This window comes from Gilliamella sp. B2969 (genome assembly GCF_026536195.1).
Lineage (GTDB): Bacteria > Pseudomonadota > Gammaproteobacteria > Enterobacterales > Orbaceae > Gilliamella.
On the sequence record NZ_JAFNOP010000012.1, the window covers coordinates 46895 to 63957 of the forward strand.

General features: G+C 36.0%; 18 protein-coding genes and 1 other annotated feature. Of the genes, 5 read left to right on the forward strand and 13 right to left on the reverse strand.

Annotation, left to right across the window (positions count from 1 at the left end):
• Window positions 1-163: 163 nt before the first annotated feature.
• Complete coding sequence (gene cysB, locus J3U66_RS11060) at window positions 164-1135, forward strand: HTH-type transcriptional regulator CysB (RefSeq protein WP_267334217.1); 972 nt, start codon at window positions 164-166, stop codon at window positions 1133-1135.
• 88 nt (window positions 1136-1223) lie between these two features.
• Here cysB and hisIE read toward each other — a convergent pair whose 3' ends face one another.
• The 9 genes from hisIE to J3U66_RS11105 form a co-directional block, all read right to left on the reverse strand.
• On the reverse strand, window positions 1224-1853 hold the full coding sequence (gene hisIE / locus J3U66_RS11065; RefSeq protein ID WP_267349006.1) for a bifunctional phosphoribosyl-AMP cyclohydrolase/phosphoribosyl-ATP diphosphatase HisIE: 630 nt from the start codon (window positions 1851-1853) through the stop codon (window positions 1224-1226).
• Window positions 1847-2623, reverse strand: coding sequence for an imidazole glycerol phosphate synthase subunit HisF (hisF, locus tag J3U66_RS11070; protein ID WP_267334219.1), 777 nt, complete (start codon window positions 2621-2623; stop codon window positions 1847-1849). Before hisF ends, hisIE begins: the two co-directional genes overlap by 7 nt.
• Window positions 2605-3357: a 1-(5-phosphoribosyl)-5-[(5-phosphoribosylamino)methylideneamino]imidazole-4-carboxamide isomerase gene (hisA, locus tag J3U66_RS11075; protein ID WP_267349008.1), complete on the reverse strand. Its 753-nt coding sequence runs from the start codon at window positions 3355-3357 to the stop codon at window positions 2605-2607. Before hisA ends, hisF begins: the two co-directional genes overlap by 19 nt.
• 2 nt (window positions 3358-3359) lie before the next feature.
• Complete coding sequence (gene hisH / locus J3U66_RS11080) at window positions 3360-3947, reverse strand: imidazole glycerol phosphate synthase subunit HisH (protein WP_065634642.1); 588 nt, start codon at window positions 3945-3947, stop codon at window positions 3360-3362.
• On the reverse strand, window positions 3947-5014 hold the full coding sequence (hisB, locus tag J3U66_RS11085) for a bifunctional histidinol-phosphatase/imidazoleglycerol-phosphate dehydratase HisB (protein ID WP_267334221.1): 1068 nt from the start codon (window positions 5012-5014) through the stop codon (window positions 3947-3949). The genes hisH and hisB overlap by 1 nt, the downstream gene beginning before the upstream one ends.
• Window positions 5015-5022: 8 nt before the next feature.
• Window positions 5023-6081, reverse strand: a complete 1059-nt coding sequence (gene hisC, locus J3U66_RS11090) for a histidinol-phosphate transaminase (protein WP_267349009.1) — start codon at window positions 6079-6081, stop codon at window positions 5023-5025.
• Window positions 6082-6096: 15 nt separating this feature from the next.
• Window positions 6097-7392 carry a histidinol dehydrogenase gene (gene hisD, locus J3U66_RS11095; RefSeq protein WP_267344045.1) on the reverse strand — a complete coding sequence of 432 codons (1296 nt, stop codon included), beginning with the start codon at window positions 7390-7392 and terminating at the stop codon, window positions 6097-6099.
• 5 nt (window positions 7393-7397) lie between these two features.
• Window positions 7398-8297: an ATP phosphoribosyltransferase gene (gene hisG / locus J3U66_RS11100; protein WP_267334224.1), complete on the reverse strand. Its 900-nt coding sequence runs from the start codon at window positions 8295-8297 to the stop codon at window positions 7398-7400.
• A 37-nt stretch (window positions 8298-8334) separates the two neighbouring features.
• Window positions 8335-8460 (reverse strand) — a sequence feature (His leader region).
• Window positions 8461-8651: 191 nt separating this feature from the next.
• Window positions 8652-9044 carry an Lrp/AsnC family transcriptional regulator gene (locus tag J3U66_RS11105; protein WP_267349010.1) on the reverse strand — a complete coding sequence of 131 codons (393 nt, stop codon included), beginning with the start codon at window positions 9042-9044 and terminating at the stop codon, window positions 8652-8654.
• Window positions 9045-9151: 107 nt separating this feature from the next.
• Between J3U66_RS11105 and J3U66_RS11110 the strand changes: the two genes are divergently transcribed.
• A complete protein-coding gene (locus J3U66_RS11110; RefSeq protein ID WP_267349011.1) occupies window positions 9152-9703 on the forward strand; it encodes a cysteine hydrolase family protein in 552 nt (183 codons plus the stop codon).
• 1138 nt (window positions 9704-10841) lie between these two features.
• Here the strand turns inward: J3U66_RS11110 and J3U66_RS11115 are convergent.
• The gene (locus J3U66_RS11115; RefSeq protein ID WP_267344049.1) at window positions 10842-11255 is read right to left on the reverse strand and encodes a DoxX family protein; all 414 of its coding nucleotides are present in this window, start codon (window positions 11253-11255) and stop codon (window positions 10842-10844) included.
• Window positions 11256-11395: 140 nt separating this feature from the next.
• Between J3U66_RS11115 and J3U66_RS11120 the strand changes: the two genes are divergently transcribed.
• The 3 genes from J3U66_RS11120 (at window position 11396) to J3U66_RS11130 (ending at window position 14273) form a co-directional block, all read left to right on the forward strand.
• Window positions 11396-12298: a LysR family transcriptional regulator gene (locus tag J3U66_RS11120; protein ID WP_267334229.1), complete on the forward strand. Its 903-nt coding sequence runs from the start codon at window positions 11396-11398 to the stop codon at window positions 12296-12298.
• Between the two features lie 129 nt (window positions 12299-12427).
• Window positions 12428-13309: a DUF4261 domain-containing protein gene (locus tag J3U66_RS11125; protein WP_267349012.1), complete on the forward strand. Its 882-nt coding sequence runs from the start codon at window positions 12428-12430 to the stop codon at window positions 13307-13309.
• Between the two features lie 73 nt (window positions 13310-13382).
• Entirely contained in the window at window positions 13383-14273 is an 891-nt protein-coding gene (locus tag J3U66_RS11130; protein WP_065798263.1) for a DUF4261 domain-containing protein, read from the forward strand.
• A gap of 133 nt (window positions 14274-14406) precedes the next feature.
• Here J3U66_RS11130 and J3U66_RS11135 read toward each other — a convergent pair whose 3' ends face one another.
• The 3 genes from J3U66_RS11135 to J3U66_RS11145 form a co-directional block, all read right to left on the reverse strand.
• A complete protein-coding gene (locus J3U66_RS11135) occupies window positions 14407-14691 on the reverse strand; it encodes a hypothetical protein (RefSeq protein ID WP_065634630.1) in 285 nt (94 codons plus the stop codon).
• Window positions 14692-14924: 233 nt separating this feature from the next.
• Window positions 14925-15752, reverse strand: coding sequence for a phosphoenolpyruvate hydrolase family protein (locus J3U66_RS11140; protein WP_065634629.1), 828 nt, complete (start codon window positions 15750-15752; stop codon window positions 14925-14927).
• 12 nt (window positions 15753-15764) lie between these two features.
• Complete coding sequence (locus tag J3U66_RS11145) at window positions 15765-16973, reverse strand: Tm-1-like ATP-binding domain-containing protein (RefSeq protein WP_267349013.1); 1209 nt, start codon at window positions 16971-16973, stop codon at window positions 15765-15767.
• Between the last annotated feature and the right edge of the window lie 90 nt (window positions 16974-17063).

The window sequence follows — 17063 nt, forward strand, 5'->3', positions numbered from 1 at the left end:
GTCACAAAATCTAATATGTTTACCAAGTTGTTTTAGGTAATGCATGCGTTTTAGTATAAAAATGAGTTTACGTTTGTGCTAAAGTGTGAAAGGAGTTATTTTGTCCCTTTACCTCTTTGTTAATCGAAAAGGTGAAGGGAATAAAAAGAAAGGAACCTTTGTCATGAAATTGCAACAACTGCGTTATATAGTTGAGGTTGTTAATAATGATCTTAACGTATCGTTAACATCAGAAAAGCTGTATACTTCACAGCCTGGTATTAGTAAACAGATTAAGTTATTAGAAGATGAACTTGGTGTGCAAATTTTTACCCGCGTTGGCAAGCATCTTTCCGAAGTCACTGATGTTGGCGAACAGATTATAACTTTGGCAAGAGAAATTCTAAATAAATCCAATGATATTAAAATTGTTGCCAAAGAGTATAGTCAGCCAAATCAAGGTACCTTGACCATCACCACCACTTATACACAAGCTCGTTATACACTTCCGGTTGTCATTCAGCAGTTCATGAAACAATATCCCAATATTACTTTACATATGGAGCAGGGTTCATCACCACAATGTTTATTGCAAGCGCAAACCGGACAAGCCGATTTTGCTATTGTGACGGATCTCTCTCAATTAAGTGAAGATATGATTGCACTGCCTTGTTACCACTGGAATCAGGCTGTGATAGTGATGAAAGATCATCCTTTAGCAAAAAGTCGTTTAATTTCGATTGCTGAGTTATCTAAATACCCATTAGTTAGTTATGATTTTTCGAATGATGGGTCTGATTTGAATCAGGCTTTTAATAAGGCTAATCAATCACCTAATATTGTGTTTAGTACAACGGATGCCGATTTGATTAAAACCTATGTTAAATTGGGGGTTGGTGTTGGTATTGTTGCAAAGATGGCAGTGAGTCAAAATGAGGATAATGATTTTGTGGTACTGAGTGCAGGGCATATCTTTCCTTATAGTACGACGTATATTGCATTTTCGCGTTCACTATTTTTGCGCAGTTATATGTATGATTTTATAAGACAATTTTCTCCACATTTAAATAAATCAACCGTTGATCGCCTTATTTTGTGCGAAAATAACGTTGATGTTCAAACTATGTTCAATGGGGTGAAATTACCGATTCGTTAATGAGATTGAAATAATAGCGCTATCTATTTAAGTCCGTAGTAATCAAATCAAATAAAGTGCGAAATCATTCGCACTTTTTCGTTTAGCACTATTTTTTATGGCGTGCTTTTAAAATACCTATCACATCTTGTAGTGATAGATTTTGATCTTGCAATAAGACGAGTAAATGGTAAATCAAATCAGCTGATTCATTTTTTAACTCTTCTTTATCATGAACGGTAGCTGCTAAAGCAGTTTCAACGCCTTCTTCACCTACCTTTTGTGCAATCCGTTTTGTTCCATCATGATATAATTTAGCTGTATAGGATGATGTTGGATCAGCACTTTTGCGCGCTGCAAGCAACTGTTCTAGTTGAAATAAAAAACCCCATGTCGTTTGTGCCTGCGCAAAACAGCTGTTAGTGCCCGTGTGACAAGTTGGACCCACAGGATCAACTAAAATAAGTAATGTATCTTTATCACAATCGGTTGAAATGCTTTTTACATTTAAAAAATTGCCAGATGTTTCACCTTTAGTCCATAGACGCTGTTTAGTGCGTGAATAAAAAGTTACTTTGCCACTATTTTGTGTTTGTGTTAGTGCATCTTGATTCATATAGCCAAGCATTAAGACATCACCCGAGACATAATGTTGGATGATAACAGGCATTAAATTATCCACTTTTTGCCAATCAAGTTTGCTTAAGTCTAATTTGGTATCGGAATTTGGAATTAGCATAATCGAATTTCTACTCCATGTTGAGCTAAATACTGTTTAAGTTCACCAATATTGATAATTTGTTTATGAAAAACAGAAGCGGCTAAAGCGCCATCCACATTTGCGTCCCTGAACGCTTGTAAAAAATGCGCCATTGTGCCTGCGCCGCCTGAGGCAATTAAAGGCACATGACAAACATCACGCACAGCTTGTAGTTGTGTCAAATCGTACCCATTACGCACACCATCTTGGTTCATCATATTTAATACGATTTCACCAGCGCCGCGTTTTTGTACCTCTTTTACCCAATCTAAGGTAGTCCATTTGGTCGCAACTGTACGCTTTTCATCACCTGTAAATTGATAAACATGATAATGTTGAGATTGTTGGTCATACCAAGTATCGATTCCAACAACAATACATTGCACACCATAACAATCTGCTAATTCAGTAATTAAATCTGGATTAGCTAATGCGGGTGAGTTGATCGAAATTTTGTCGGCCCCAAATGTTAATATCTGACCTGCATCTTCAACCGTTTTAATCCCGCCAGCAACACAAAAAGGAATATCAATAACTTCAGCAACTTTTGCCACCCAACTTTTATCAACAACTCGACCATCAGATGAGGCTGTAATATCATAAAATACCAGTTCGTCAGCGCCTTCTTCGGCATATCTTTTCGCTAAAGGTACGATATCACCGATAATTTCGTGATTGCGAAACTGTACACCTTTTACTACTTGACCATTACGAACATCTAAACAAGGAATTATCCTTTTTGCCAGCATGAAATTGCCTCCTGAACTGTAAATTTACCTTCAAGTAATGCTCGCCCAACAATTACGCCTGCTACACCACTGTTTTGTAATGCTTTAACATCGTCTAATTGACCAATCCCACCAGAGGCTTGAAACTCGATTTGTGGGTATTTTTGAGTGATTTCTTGATATAATTCAACATTTGAACCGCTTAAGGTTCCGTCTTTCGAAATATCGGTACACAAAACATGCTTTAAACCAAAAGGTAGGTAGTTATCAATAACTTGTTCAAGTTTTTGCTTTGAGTCCTCTTGCCAGCCATGTATTGCAACGTATTTATTGCCTTGGCTGTCAATTCGAACATCGAGTGCCAATACCAAAGCTTCAGGACCGTAATGCTCAAACCACTGTTTAACCATTTCTGGTTGCTTTATTGCTGTCGAGCCGATAACTACCCGTGCAGCGCCAGCATCGAGCAGGGCTGTGACATCTGCTTGTGTGCGAATGCCACCTCCGATTTGAACCGGTACGTTAACGCCACTTATTAACGTTTTAATCAAGGCTATCTGCCGTGCGTTTGGATCTTTGGCACCAGTTAAATCAACAAGATGTAGTAATTTTGCACCTTGCTTTTCATAAGACTGTAACCGAGTTAAAGGATCGTTACCGTAATTGCGTTTTTGATCATAATCACCTTGATGTAAACGGACAACTGAACCATCAATTAAATCAAGTGCCGGTATAATATTTGGAAATGTTGACATTGTTATATCTCCAAAAAGTTTTTTAGCAACGTTGCACCGACCGAGCCAGAACGCTCGGGATGAAACTGTACGCCGTAAAAGTTGTCTTTTTGTACGGCAGCGGTAAAGCTTTCGCCGTAATTGGTTTCTGCAATAGTTGCTGAGCATAATGGCATCGCGTATCCATGTACAAAATAAAAATAAGCACCATCTGGAATATCACGAAACAGATGATGTCCGGCTTTAGGATAGACCTGATTCCATCCCATATGAGGTAGTGGCAATCCACGATCAGGTATTTCAGTTACTGTTTCATGAATAATGCCTAAAGTATGAACATGCCCTTCATGGCTAAAATCAGCTAAAAGTTGCATGCCAAGGCAAATCCCTAATACTGGTTGGGTGCAAACTTTAATGAGATCAATTAAATCGCGATCTTTGAGTTTTTGCATTGCCGATGAAGCCGAGCCGACGCCAGGTAAAAGCAGTTTATCTGAATTAAGTACCACATTAGGATCAAGACTGATTATCGATTTATAACCTAATCGATCTATGGCATATTTTACTGATGAAAGGTTAGCACAACCGGTATCTAAAATGACAATATTCATTACAGGACTCCTTTTGAGCTTGGTAATCTGTCACTTTCAATCTTAATAGCTTGTTTTAATGTTCTGGCAAAAGCTTTAAACAAGCTTTCTACTTTATGATGATCGTTAACACCTTCAGTTTCGATATGTAAAGTAATTGCCATTGCATAACTTAGTGAGTAAAAAAAGTGTTCAACCATTTGTGTACTCATATCGCCAACTTTTGGTGTAGTAAAATGTGCCGAGAAAACAAGATATGGTCGGCCCGAGATATCCATCGCGCATTTTGCTAAACATTCATCCATTGGAATGACCGAAGCATAACGTGTGATACCTCGTTTATCACCTAGAGCTTGTTTTAAGGCTTCGCCTAAGGCAAGTCCAGTATCTTCAATAGTATGATGATCGTCAACATGTAAATCACCTTGTACTTGAATATTGAGTTTAATTCCGCCATGTGTCGCTATTTGATCTAACATATGGTCAAAAAAACCAATACCGGTGTTGATTTGACTACCACCTTGACGATCAAGCCAGACTTCAACTAAAATTTTAGTTTCTTTAGTATTACGTTCAACTTTAGCATAACGATCAGCTGTGGTTAGCCTTTGGGCTATTTCGCTCCAATTAAGTGTTTCGGGATTATAGTGCAATCCTTTTATTTGCATATTTTCGGCAAGTTGCATGTCGGTAAGTCTGTCACCAATTACATAACTATGCGCTTTATCTAATTTGCCACTGGTAAGATAAGGAAGAACCAGTTGTATTTTAGGTTTTCGACACTGACAATGATCTTCAGGAAAATGAGGGCAGATCAAGACTTCTTCGAAGTTAACTCCTTGTGATGTAAAGATTTGCATCATTAAATTATGCGGTCCATCAAAATCTTGTTGCGGATAACTTTTAGTGCCAAGTCCGTCTTGATTTGTGACCATGACTAATTTATAGCCTGCTGATTGGAGTTTAAGTAGGGCAGGAATAACATTAGGTTCAAAAGCCAATTTTTCAAAACGATCGACTTGAAAATCAATAGGTGGTTCGGTAATTAATGTACCATCACGATCAATAAATAAATATTTTTGTAACATTATTGCTCCTATTTTATCGCTTTGAGTGCTGATATTACAGCTTCACATTCGGCTTGTGTGCCAATAGATATTCGAATAATATTTTTTTGTCCAATGGATTTGCTTTGATCTCGCAAAATGATACCTTGATTCCAAAGGGTCTTAAATACATCTTTATCATCTTGGAATTTAACACATAAATAATTAGATCGACTAGGATAAACTTTTTCAACAATCGATAATTGATTCAGTGCGTTTGCAAATTTTTCTTTTTGGTTATTGAGATTGATAACGTGAAGTTTCATGGTATTTATGCCGTCTTTACTTAAAGCTTGAGTGGCAATGTCTGCTACTGGGGTTGCTAACGGATAGGGAGCAATGACTTTTTGTAATGCATCGATCACCGGTTTATTAGCGATGGTAAACCCGCAGCGTAATCCTGCCAAAGCAAATGCTTTAGATAAAGTCCGTAAAATCACTAAATGTGGATAGGTCGCTAGCCATTTGATCACAGAAGATTCAGGCGAAAACTCGATATAAGCCTCATCAATAACAACCAGTGCGCGGTCTTTTGCCATATTAAGTAATGATTTGATATCATCAGGATGAATTAGGTTACCGGTTGGATTATTGGGCGAACAGACATAAATTAATTTTACGCTATCAAGATTTTGTTTAATTGCGTCAAGATCGAGTTGCCAATCTGCTTTAGTAGGGACTGTTTTGGTTTGAACTCCGAGTGTTTCAGCGCTAACTTGATACATACCATAAGTTGGCGGGCAATATAAAATACTATCTTGTTCTGGCTCACAAAATGCTCGCATTAATAGTTCAATCGCTTCATCTGCTCCTCGACTGACAATTAATTGTTCATTAGTGACTCCTGCATACTGCGCATATCGGCTAATTACCTGTTCAGGTTGTGGTTCTGGATAGCGATTTAAGGTTTGTTCAGTTAATTCAAAATGAGGCGCAACAGGGTATTCGTTAGCGTTAAGCCATACATCACCTTTACCACCAATACGACGGGCGGATTGATATGGGGTCAGTTTTTGCACATTCTTTCTGACTAGTTGATTAATGTCCATTGTTTATCCCTAATTTTACTTGGTTGTATTTAGTGTCGCTAATCGTAAACTAACCGCTTGTTTATGGGCGGTTAGCTGCTCTGCTTCTGCCATGAGTTCAACGGCATGACCAATCTCTTTCAACCCTTCTTGAGTGAGTTTTTGCACTGTCATACGTTTTTGAAAATCAGCCAGTCCAAGGCTTGAGTAAGTTGCTGTATAACCATAAGTGGGTAGTACGTGGTTGGTACCCGATGCATAATCACCAGCAGATTCCGGAGACCAATCACCTAAAAAGATTGATCCAGCACTGTTTATTTTGTCAACTAAGTCATCTGCATTTCGGGTTTGTATAATTAAGTGTTCTGGCCCATAGCGATTACTAATTGTTACACATTCTTCTAAATCTTTAGTCACAATCAAACGGCTTTCTTGTAAAGCTTTTTGGGCAATCTCATGTCGTGATAATGTACTAAGTTGTTTGTCCACTTCAGTAGATACTGCTTGAGCGATTTTTTCATCAGGGGTAAGCAAAACCACTTGTGAATCCGGGCCATGCTCTGCTTGAGATAATAGATCGGCTGCGATAAAGGCTGGATTTGCCAAACTATCAGCAATGACCAAAACCTCAGAAGGGCCCGCTGGCATATCAATAGCAGCACCATCAAGGCGTTGACTCACTTGGCGTTTAGCTTCGGTCACAAAAGCATTACCGGGTCCAAAAAGTTTATCAACTTTAGGGACTGATTCTGTGCCAAATGCCATTGCCGCGATAGCTTGGGCTCCACCTAATTGATAAATTTCGCTAATACCACAAAGTTCAGCGGCATATAAAATTTCGTCAGCGATTGGAGGGGGCGAACATAAAATCACTTTTCGACATCCGGCAATTTTTGCTGGAGTGGCCAACATTAATACCGTTGAAAATAAGGGTGCTGAACCACCTGGAATATATAACCCTACTGAATCAATAGGTCGAGTGACTAGTTGACAATTTATGCCTGGCATCGTTTCAACATTGATGACAGGTTTAACTTGGGCTTGATGGAACTTTTTGATATTTGATACCGCTAACTGCATGGCTTGCTTCAATTCTTGATTGACTCGAGCAGTTGCCGCTTTTATTTCAGCTTCAGTTAATTTTATTTGTTTAATTTGGACTTTATCAAATTTATTACTAAGTGCTATTAGCGCCTTATCACCGTCTTGTTTTACTTGTTCTAAAATTGTCGTAACAGCTTGACTGATAGTATCTGATGCAGCAATGGCAGGTCGCATGAGTAGTGCTTGCTGTTGTTTATCTGAACATTGTTGCCAATATGAGATTTTCATTTTTATTACTCCATCATTTTTTCAATTGGTAATACCAAAATAGAGCTGGCGCCTAATGCTTTTAGTTTTTCCATGGTTTCCCAAAACAGTGACTCACTGCTAACCATGTGCAGCGCAACTCGATTTTGTTCGCCTGTCAACGGGAGGATTGTTGGATTTTCCGCGCCGGGTAACAATGCAACGACTTGGTCTAACACTTCAGTTGGAGCATGTAACATAATATATTTTGATTCTCGTGCTTGAATAACACCTTGAATACGTGTCATTATTTTATCGATTAAGGCTTGTTTGACTTGTGGCATTTCACCTTGTCGCTGAATCAGGCAAGCTTTAGATTGGTAAATAATTTCAATTTCTCGTAGCCCGTTGGCTTCTAACGTGGCGCCACTAGAGACAAGATCGCAAATCACATCGGCAAGTCCAGCGCGCGGAGCGACCTCGACCGAACCATTTAGCAAGCAAGTTTTAAAGTTGACGTTGTATTGAGATAGATAACGACGCAATAAGTGTGGGTAAGTAGTGGCAATACGTAAATCATTTAAACATTCAGGGCCAGTATAATCAAAATCACGCGGCGCAGCGATTGATAAACGGCAGCCACCAAAATCTAAACGTCGTAATTTTTTATATTGTGGATTTTCACCTTCTGCTTGACGGTCGAGTACTTCTTCCTCTAAAACGTTTTCACCAACAATACCAATATCTACGACTCCATCAATTACCAAACCAGGTATATCATCATCACGAACACGTAAAATATCAATTGGCATATTTTCAGCAAAAGCAATTAAACGTTGCTCTTGAAGATTAATTTTAATACCACACTGCGCAAGCAATTTTTTTGACTCATCACTTAAGCGTCCCGATTTTTGCATAGCAATGCGTAAACGTGAATTATCCAACATATTTATTCTCCAACTTAACCAAAATTTATCAACTAAAAACAAAAAACCCTCGGAAGTTTGATCTTCCGAGGGTTTTCTATTTGCTTTTGCGTTATCACCGGAAGATCAAATGTCTTCCAGCACCTATCGCCCGAAGACTATTCAGGAATGATGATGGTGATGATGTTTAATAACTAAAGCGCAAAAACAATTCATAAAATAAACCAATAATTTAATTGACTATAAATACTGTTGTACAAAATATAACAGTTTTTGCTCACTGGCAACTGTTTTTTTAGTTTTGATCAAAAAAATCTAAAAAAAATTTACCTTAAGGTCGATTTGACATGTTTAGTGTGAATAAACATGACCATTTTATAGAATATTTTTTAGCTGGTGACTGACCTTATAACGACAAAAATATTCTATTTTTTCTAAAAAAGTTGTTAGTGCTTGGGGATCAAAACAGCTTTTTATAAAATAACAGCCATCTCCGGTAATTTTATAAAACTCAATTATTTCGCAATAAGATTTAATTAGCTGCTCGAAAGATTCAAATTGATTCGTGTTCATGTAAATAGTGATGAATTGCAGATGTTTGGTTTTTTCTTTGATTGTAAATTTTTCAATAATACCTTTAATTTGTAACTCTACTACTCGTTGACCGACTGCTTGACCAGACAGATAGATTTTTTCACCAATCTCTTTCCAGGATTGTCGACTGTTATTTTTAAGTTCATTTAAAATAGCTCGATCTTTTTTATCCATTTTTTCACGCTGAAAGTTAATTTATCTAAATGCTTTCAATACACTATGTTAGGCAATGACAAATTATCGCATAATTTAGTTGTATAAAACAATGACAGGAGAAAGCAGTGAAACAAGGATTAGTAATTATTGATGTACAAAATGACTATTTTCCGCAAGGTAAATTTACATTAGTTGATACTGAACGTGTTCTAAACAACATCTTAACAATACAAAAATATTTTTCCGAAAATGGCTTACCCATTTTTTATATTCAACATATTAAATTAGATCCTAATGCAACTTTTTTTGCCAAAGGGAGTCATGGTGCCGACATTCACCCAGATTTGCTAGCTTCGAGCAATCAATATAAGCAAATTATACAAAAGTCTTATCCCAATAGTTTTTTTCAAACCGATTTACAAAAAAAATTACAGCAGCAAAATGTTAAACAATTAGTTATTTGTGGCATGATGAGTCATATGTGTATTGACTCCACGACGCGATGTGCCAGCGAATTAGGTTATCAACCAATATTGATTGATGATGCTTGCACTACTCGAGATCTTGAGTTTAATGGTGAATGGATACCGGCTAAAACTGTCCATAACAGTTTTATGTCTGCTTTAATGAATTTTGCATCTGTAATAAGTTGTGAACAGTTTATTGAGATTAGTTAAAGTCATAGAATGAACAATTATTAAATCGATTCTTTTGATGTTTTTATTGAATTTTATTGTTGATTTGCAATGTGATATAATTTAACTATATGAAAAAAGGTTATTTATTATAAGAATTCGTCATGTTGCATCCTTCAGATCATACCGATAGCTATATATTCGTATGGCTGTTTATGTTTCCTTTCTTTTATTTACCGTATTTAAGTGCTTTTTTGTTTTTTGGGATTAGATATCATTGGTTTGTTAAATATTGTTTAGTCATTTTTATTGGTTTACTTTGCTTTGACTTGTTTGATTATATCTATATGGATATGGGTGTGATGGTATTAGTGCTGTTATCCATTTTTACTATTCTTTTTCCGATCACAATTCGATACCATCGTGCTAACAGATTAAATAAATCTAATAACTATAAAGTTGATTTGTATCGTTGTAATCAAGTTGCGACATTAATTATCATTGGATGGTTATCATACAGTCTATGTTATAGGGAATTTTCCCTTTTATTATTTCCAATAACAGGTATTCTTTTTGCCTTTGCTATTCGATATTATCAATTACACAGAAAAACGTACCAAGGTAAAAAACAGAAATTTTTTGATGTGATCTATTTTATCTTACCGTTTTTGTCTACATGCTTTTGGCCTATTTATCTGATTATCCCTACTATGATTGAGTAAACTTCCAAGTAATGAATGTTAACAAAGTAGCGGTTAGTCTTTTTTCTAACGATACGATTTATCGTATTTATCTCAAGTAGGGTTATGATGCAAATTTTGGGATCAATTCTACTGATGTTTCAACTGTCAATTTTTGTGATTCGGTAACCACAGTGTATCAAAAAAATTATTATATTAACTCGGTAACATAAGGGGAGGATAAATCTTAGCAATTAAGCTTAAATTGTCCCATGATATTGCCGACAGTAATTGGGCATGAACAACGTGGTAAAGTGATTAAAAAAAGCGCACAAAGCGCACAAAATTGTTAGTGCTATTATTGAAGAGATGAGCGTAAATTAATTTCCTTAATATTTTCATTGCAACTGTATTAGGAAAGGCAATAAGCTTGTTGCTTAATTTTGCCTTTCCTTTGTTTTTTTTTATTAACTTTTTAGTTTAATTTATTGTTTGGTTTTTTATAGTAGATTGATTAATTGATACCTTTTAGAGAAAAGGCTAAAGCATCCAGTACCTAATAGCAATAAACTTAATGCTGTCATTGCCATAAATGCAGGATATTCAAAGCCGCCCCCCGTATTAGTAAACATCCATCCATTTGCTGAATGAATATAAGTAATAACAATCATCTGAATTACGGCTAAAAAGCTGATTATGCGTGTGAAAATCCCTAACAATAATAAAACACCACTCCCAATTTCAAACAAAATAGTTAAATACCCCACAAAACCTGGAAAACCAAGTGACTCAAAATATTGGGCAGTGCCAGCAGGGGTAAACACAACTAATTTAGTAAAACCATGCGCTAAAAACATGACACCAAGCGTAATGCGTAAAATAAGTGAGGCTAAATCAATTCGATATTGTTTCATTTTATTTTTCCTATATGTTAACAATTATTATCATTTAAATGGTAAGTTCATCATAATGGTTATTTATTTGTAGATAAATAAGCTATTATGTGACTTATTGTCTCATTAAGTGGAACAATTACTTGACTAGGTGAAAATGGATGAATAAATCAAATAAATTTTTGGAGATGACAGTTTTTGTCACCGTTGTTGATTGTAACAGTTTTATTGAAGCAGCGGGTAAATTAAATTTGTCTAAACAAGCGGTGTCCCGTTATATTCAAGCTTTAGAAGATCGCCTACAAGTAAGATTATTACAGCGTACAACACGTAATATGGTTGTAACTAATGAAGGGCAAACCTTTTACTGGCAAGCAAAAGCCATTATTAATGCTACAGCAGAAGCAGAAGAAAGTCTGAGTTTAAAGCAAGCTAGCCCACAAGGTATTTTACGAGTTAATGTTCCTGTTAGTTTTGGTGTTTTGCATTTAGCGCCATTATGGCAAAAATTTAGCAAAAAATATCCTCAAATCATTTTAGATATCACTCTATCCGATCGCTTTGTTAACTTATTGGAAGAGGGATATGACCTAGCTATTCGAATTGGTAATTTAGACAATTCTTCTTTAATTAGTCGTAAATTAGCTACAACTAAAATGATTGTAGCCGCTTCCCCTGATTATATTGCTCACTATGGCATGCCAATAAATCCCGATGATCTTAAACAACATAAAATTATTATGTACAGTCACTGGGCAAAAAAAGAGCAATGGAATTTTTATCAAAATAATCGCTGTTATTCGGTAAATTTGAGTGCAAATGTCTATTGTAATAATGGCGATACATGCAGGCAAATAATACTTCAAGGTGGTGGTATCTCAAAGCAGCCTGACTTCATTATTGGTCAAGATGTTAAAGCCGGTCAGTTAGTTTCGGTTTTAACTAATTATTATGTTGAAGATTATAATATTTATGCAATGTATCCAAGCCGTAAATTATTGCCACTTCGTACTCGTTGCTTAATCGACTTTTTAATCAGTGAGCTTGAACAGGTACAGTGGTAAAGTTGTTGTTGAAAAAAACGATACTATTTGAAAAAAATAGATAAATAATATAAGGTATACATAAAAATGATTAAAGTCATATTTTGTTATAAATAATGTTATAACACAACAATGTATTAGGAAATTTTCATGAGTATTTTGTCTAGACTGTTTACTTTTAAAAAAAGTAATGTAGCGCAATCAGACAGTGCGATCATTGAAAATCCCGCTATAAAAAATCCACTTTCATTAACTATTTTAGTTGATCGTACTCTCTCTTTTGATTTCAATAAATTAACTCGATCTCTAGGCAAAATTAATTCTTCAATGAAGAACGTCAAGTTCCAGTCTTTGCCTTGTGGCAAGGGTGAAGCATTTAATGCTTTAGCGAGTTGGAACCAACATTTAATTAAAGTTGTTGGTTTTGATACGGCTTGCTCACCCGAGGTAGTAAAGCAAAGTATTGAATTTGCCAGGGATAATCAAGATTTAATTGAAACGATTAAAAATCATAATAGCCATATTATAATCTCTTATTATGGTTATGAAGATGATCTTATTAAACAGTATTTGATATTAACGCAATTTGCTATTGGCTTTGAACATTTTAATATGGTAGGGCTACTTAACCTAAAGGCACAGACTATTTTGTCAACTCATGTGGTTAGTGCGTTAGTTGAGAGTGATAATGGGATTGAATTACTTTGTGAATGTTTACCCCTATTTTTTGTCGGTTTTAAAGCCATGAAAGTAGATATTCATACTGGCATCTGTATGCGAACTTATGGTGCTGGTCAGCTAGGATTTCCCGATTTTGCTGTGTTTGCTGAAAGTTTTGATGAAACAGATAAATACCTAAATATATTCAATAATCTATTATTGTATTTGCATCAGACTCATGCAGAAATAGCAGCAGGGCATACTATCGAAGATGATCGCGGTAAAATAATGCTTTTGCGTGAACCCTCAGCAGAAGAGGGCTTTTTAAAAGATGGAAGTTTGGTATTAGTGGCGCAATATCGTAAAGTATAATTCTCAATAACATCCTGCACTAATGACAATTTAGTGCTTATTTTTTGATTGTATATGATAAAGGAAGGTATCAATGAATTTTTTTTCACGTCTTTTTGGTAAAAAAAACAAATCAATGTTAGAGAGTGGCACATTAGTGGCTAATCCAAATATTGACAATGCCATAAGCCTAAGTGTTTTGTTTAAGGGCAAATTGGATTTTGATAAAAATCAATTAAAAGAAGCGCTACTTAAGATAGATCCTTCAATAAAAAATATTCAATATGAAACACCATTCGAGCAATTAGATGGAGGATGTTACTTGTTAATTGGTTGGGATAAACATGTTATTCAATTAATTGGTATGAATCATCCTTATCCTGCCAATGCGTTAGAGCCTTGTATTGCCTCAGCACATTATAGCCAAGATATCAAAGAACAAGTTCGTCATCACGATAGTCATTTAATGTTATTTTATAAAGGCTATGAGCAAGATGTCCTCGAACAATATTTAGCATTGGCGCGTTTAGCAGCAAGTTTTGCAACGTTTAATGCGTTAGCCGTCATAAATGAGCAAGCTCATACTTCTTTCCCAATTGAATCACTGTTAGAATTAGTTACTGATGAAGATGGAATTGATTTACTATCCACTTCTTTACCAACATTGTTCTGTGGGTTTGTTAAATATCAAGTGGAAAACGTCGACGGTGTCTGGATGCGTACCTATGGTGCCGATGCATTTGGGCTGCCAGATTTTGCTGTATTAGCGAAAAGTCATGATGAAAGCGAATACTACTTTACGTTATTTAGTAATGTGCTCAATTATTTACGTGAAAGTGGTGCAACCATGGTTGCGGGCGATACAATGGAATGTGGCGATGACAAAATGATGTCTCTACGCGCACCAAATAATGATGAATCTTTCCTAAAAGATGAAGGTAATGTGCTCGTTGTCGAAATCCATGATAGTCAAGTTAATTCTTAATTGAATGACTCACTCATTTGCGATGACATTATCAACGTAATGGTTTTTATCATTTTTAATTTCATTACCGATGATTAAATAAATTAAAAAATCATTATAAATTTATGAAAAATGATATCACTTAGCATTGATATCATTTTTTCATGGTAATGACAATATCGCCAGGACTAAGTCGAATATGTTTGCCATGATATTGGTATTCTATCCATAAATTCGGATTGTTCGATTCACAATCATTCATGATTCGGAATTCACTGTAACCGGTGTGCTGATCCAAAATGGGCAAAATGTTGTCAATATGACCTTGAAAATCATGTTTATCGAGATAAATAATTAACTGTTTTATTAACGCTAACTTTCGATCAAATACAGAATGATGTTTCTGATATGATTCAATAAAATTAAGAATGTCTAGCATTTGCTACCTTTATACGAAGTTAAATCAAGTTATTATGTGTAGTTATACTTGGCCTTTTATCTGTTATCAATTATTTTATCAAATTTGATTGAATCTTTATCGCGATCTTTTGGGTACTATGGCTATACGTATTTTATAAAGAATATTGCTTGAGGTATTTAATGTTAAAGTAACGGCTCTAGGATGATTGAGCCGTTCTTTAATAATTTTGTGCAGTTTTTGGCGATTATAGATTAACGACGAATCGCTTTAAATTGCTGGGTGGTCTGTTTTAGAGCAATTTCGGTCGGTAAACGTTCCATTGAGCTTGCACCATAGAAACCATTACAATCTGGACAATTTTGTAAAATATACTCAGCATCTTCAGGGGTTGCAATTGGACCACCATGACATAGTATGATGATATCAGGTCGAATTGCCTTCGCTGCTTTTGCCCATTGATTAATTAGTGGTACACAGTCAGCAAGTTTTAGTGCAGTTTCTGCCCCGATACTTCCGCCTGTTGTTAGTCCCATATGAGGTACTAAAATATCTGCGCCGGCTTTTGCCATATCAATAGCATTTTGTTCACTAAATACATAAGGTGTTGTCAGTAAATCTTTTTGATTTGCTTGACGAATCATCTCAACTTCTAACGCATACCCCATGCCTGTTTCTTCAAGATTTGCCCTAAAGTTACCATCGATTAAACCAACAGTTGGAAAGTTTTGTACGCCTGCAAAACCGGTTTCTTTTAATTTATCTAAAAACTGATCAAATTGACAAAATGGATCGGTGCCATTTACGCCAGCTAGCACAGGGGTATTTTTAACTACCGGTAACACCTCTTTTGCCATATCCATAACAATTTCGTTGGCATTCCCATAAGCAAGTAAACCTGCTAGCGAACCACGACCCGCCATACGATAACGGCCAGAATTATAGATAACAATGAGATCGATACCACCCGCTTCTTCGCATTTAGCCGACAATCCAGTACCAGCACCGCCACCAATAATTGGTTGGCCTTTAGCTATCATATCGTGAAATTTTTTTAACAACTGTGCGCGTTTACTTGTCATAATTCTCTCCATTTATTTCATTATTTTTTTAAATTCGTTGATAATTAGATCACAAAACTGTGGTGAGTTTATGTGATAAGGAACTTTAATTAATCGTCTTTTTTCGGTGACCATATACGTTTTTTCGAACTCTTCAATAAAGGCTTTGTTAGCGTCTGGTGACCAAAACGCACCGCCTTTTATATCTAAGGCTGAAAATCCTTCTTCGGGGATGATAAAGGTGACATATCCTTGGCATTGGTTAAGTTTATTTGCAATCCAATTCGCCATTTGTTGATTTTCTTCTGGTGTGGTTCTCATTAATGTTACTTGCGGATTGTGTGGATAGAACAATCGATTTTGATATTTTTCAGGAATGGTATCAGGGCTTGCAAAATTAACCATATCGAGTGCCCCACAAGATCCAATATAAGGTATTTGGCTTCTAGCTATCGCATCAAACCGATTATCATCGCAAGCCAATACACCGCCAAATAAATAGTCGCATACTTCGGTTGTTGTAATGTCAAGCACGCCATGTAAAAGGTGGCTATCGGCTAATTTTTCCATTGCCTTTCCACCACTACCCGTGGCATGAAAAATTAAGCAATCATATTGATCATGAAGCTGAGCTGAAACAGATTGTACACATGGCGTTGTTACACCAAACATCGTTAACCCTATCGCTGGTTTATCTTCGACCACTTCTTGCTTTTTAAATAATATTGAACCAGCGATAAAGTTTGCTGCATTGCTTAAAATTTTTCTTGAGATAACGTTTATCCCGGCAATATCAGTAACTGAGTACATCATGGCAATATCACTAGCACCGATATAACCCGAAATGTCACCCGATGCCATGGTTGATACCATCAATTTAGGTATACCAATTGCTAATGACTGCATAGCCGGTGTGATTAATGCAGTGCCGCCTGAACCGCCCAACCCCAGTATTGCACCAATATCGTTTTGTTTAGATAAAAATAGCTCAAACGCTTTCGCCATTGCGACAATGGCTTTTCCTCTATCTCCACAAAAAACAGCACTACTACCTTCAGGATGAAAACTAGCAATCAGACTGGCACTGACATCAGCCAGATGATTAAAAGCATGGGGCTGCGTTGATAAGTCGACAATTTTACAGATTAAATCTTTTTCAGCGAGCAGGTTTTTAATATAAACAATTTCTTCCCCTTTGGTATCAAGTGTCGATACTAAATAAATCATATTGTTAGATGTCATTTATCCCTCCTTTATGGATAAATTAAAATTCGATACTTTGACCTATGGGGTGATAGTCTGCCACATATTATAAATCAAAAATGAGACTTT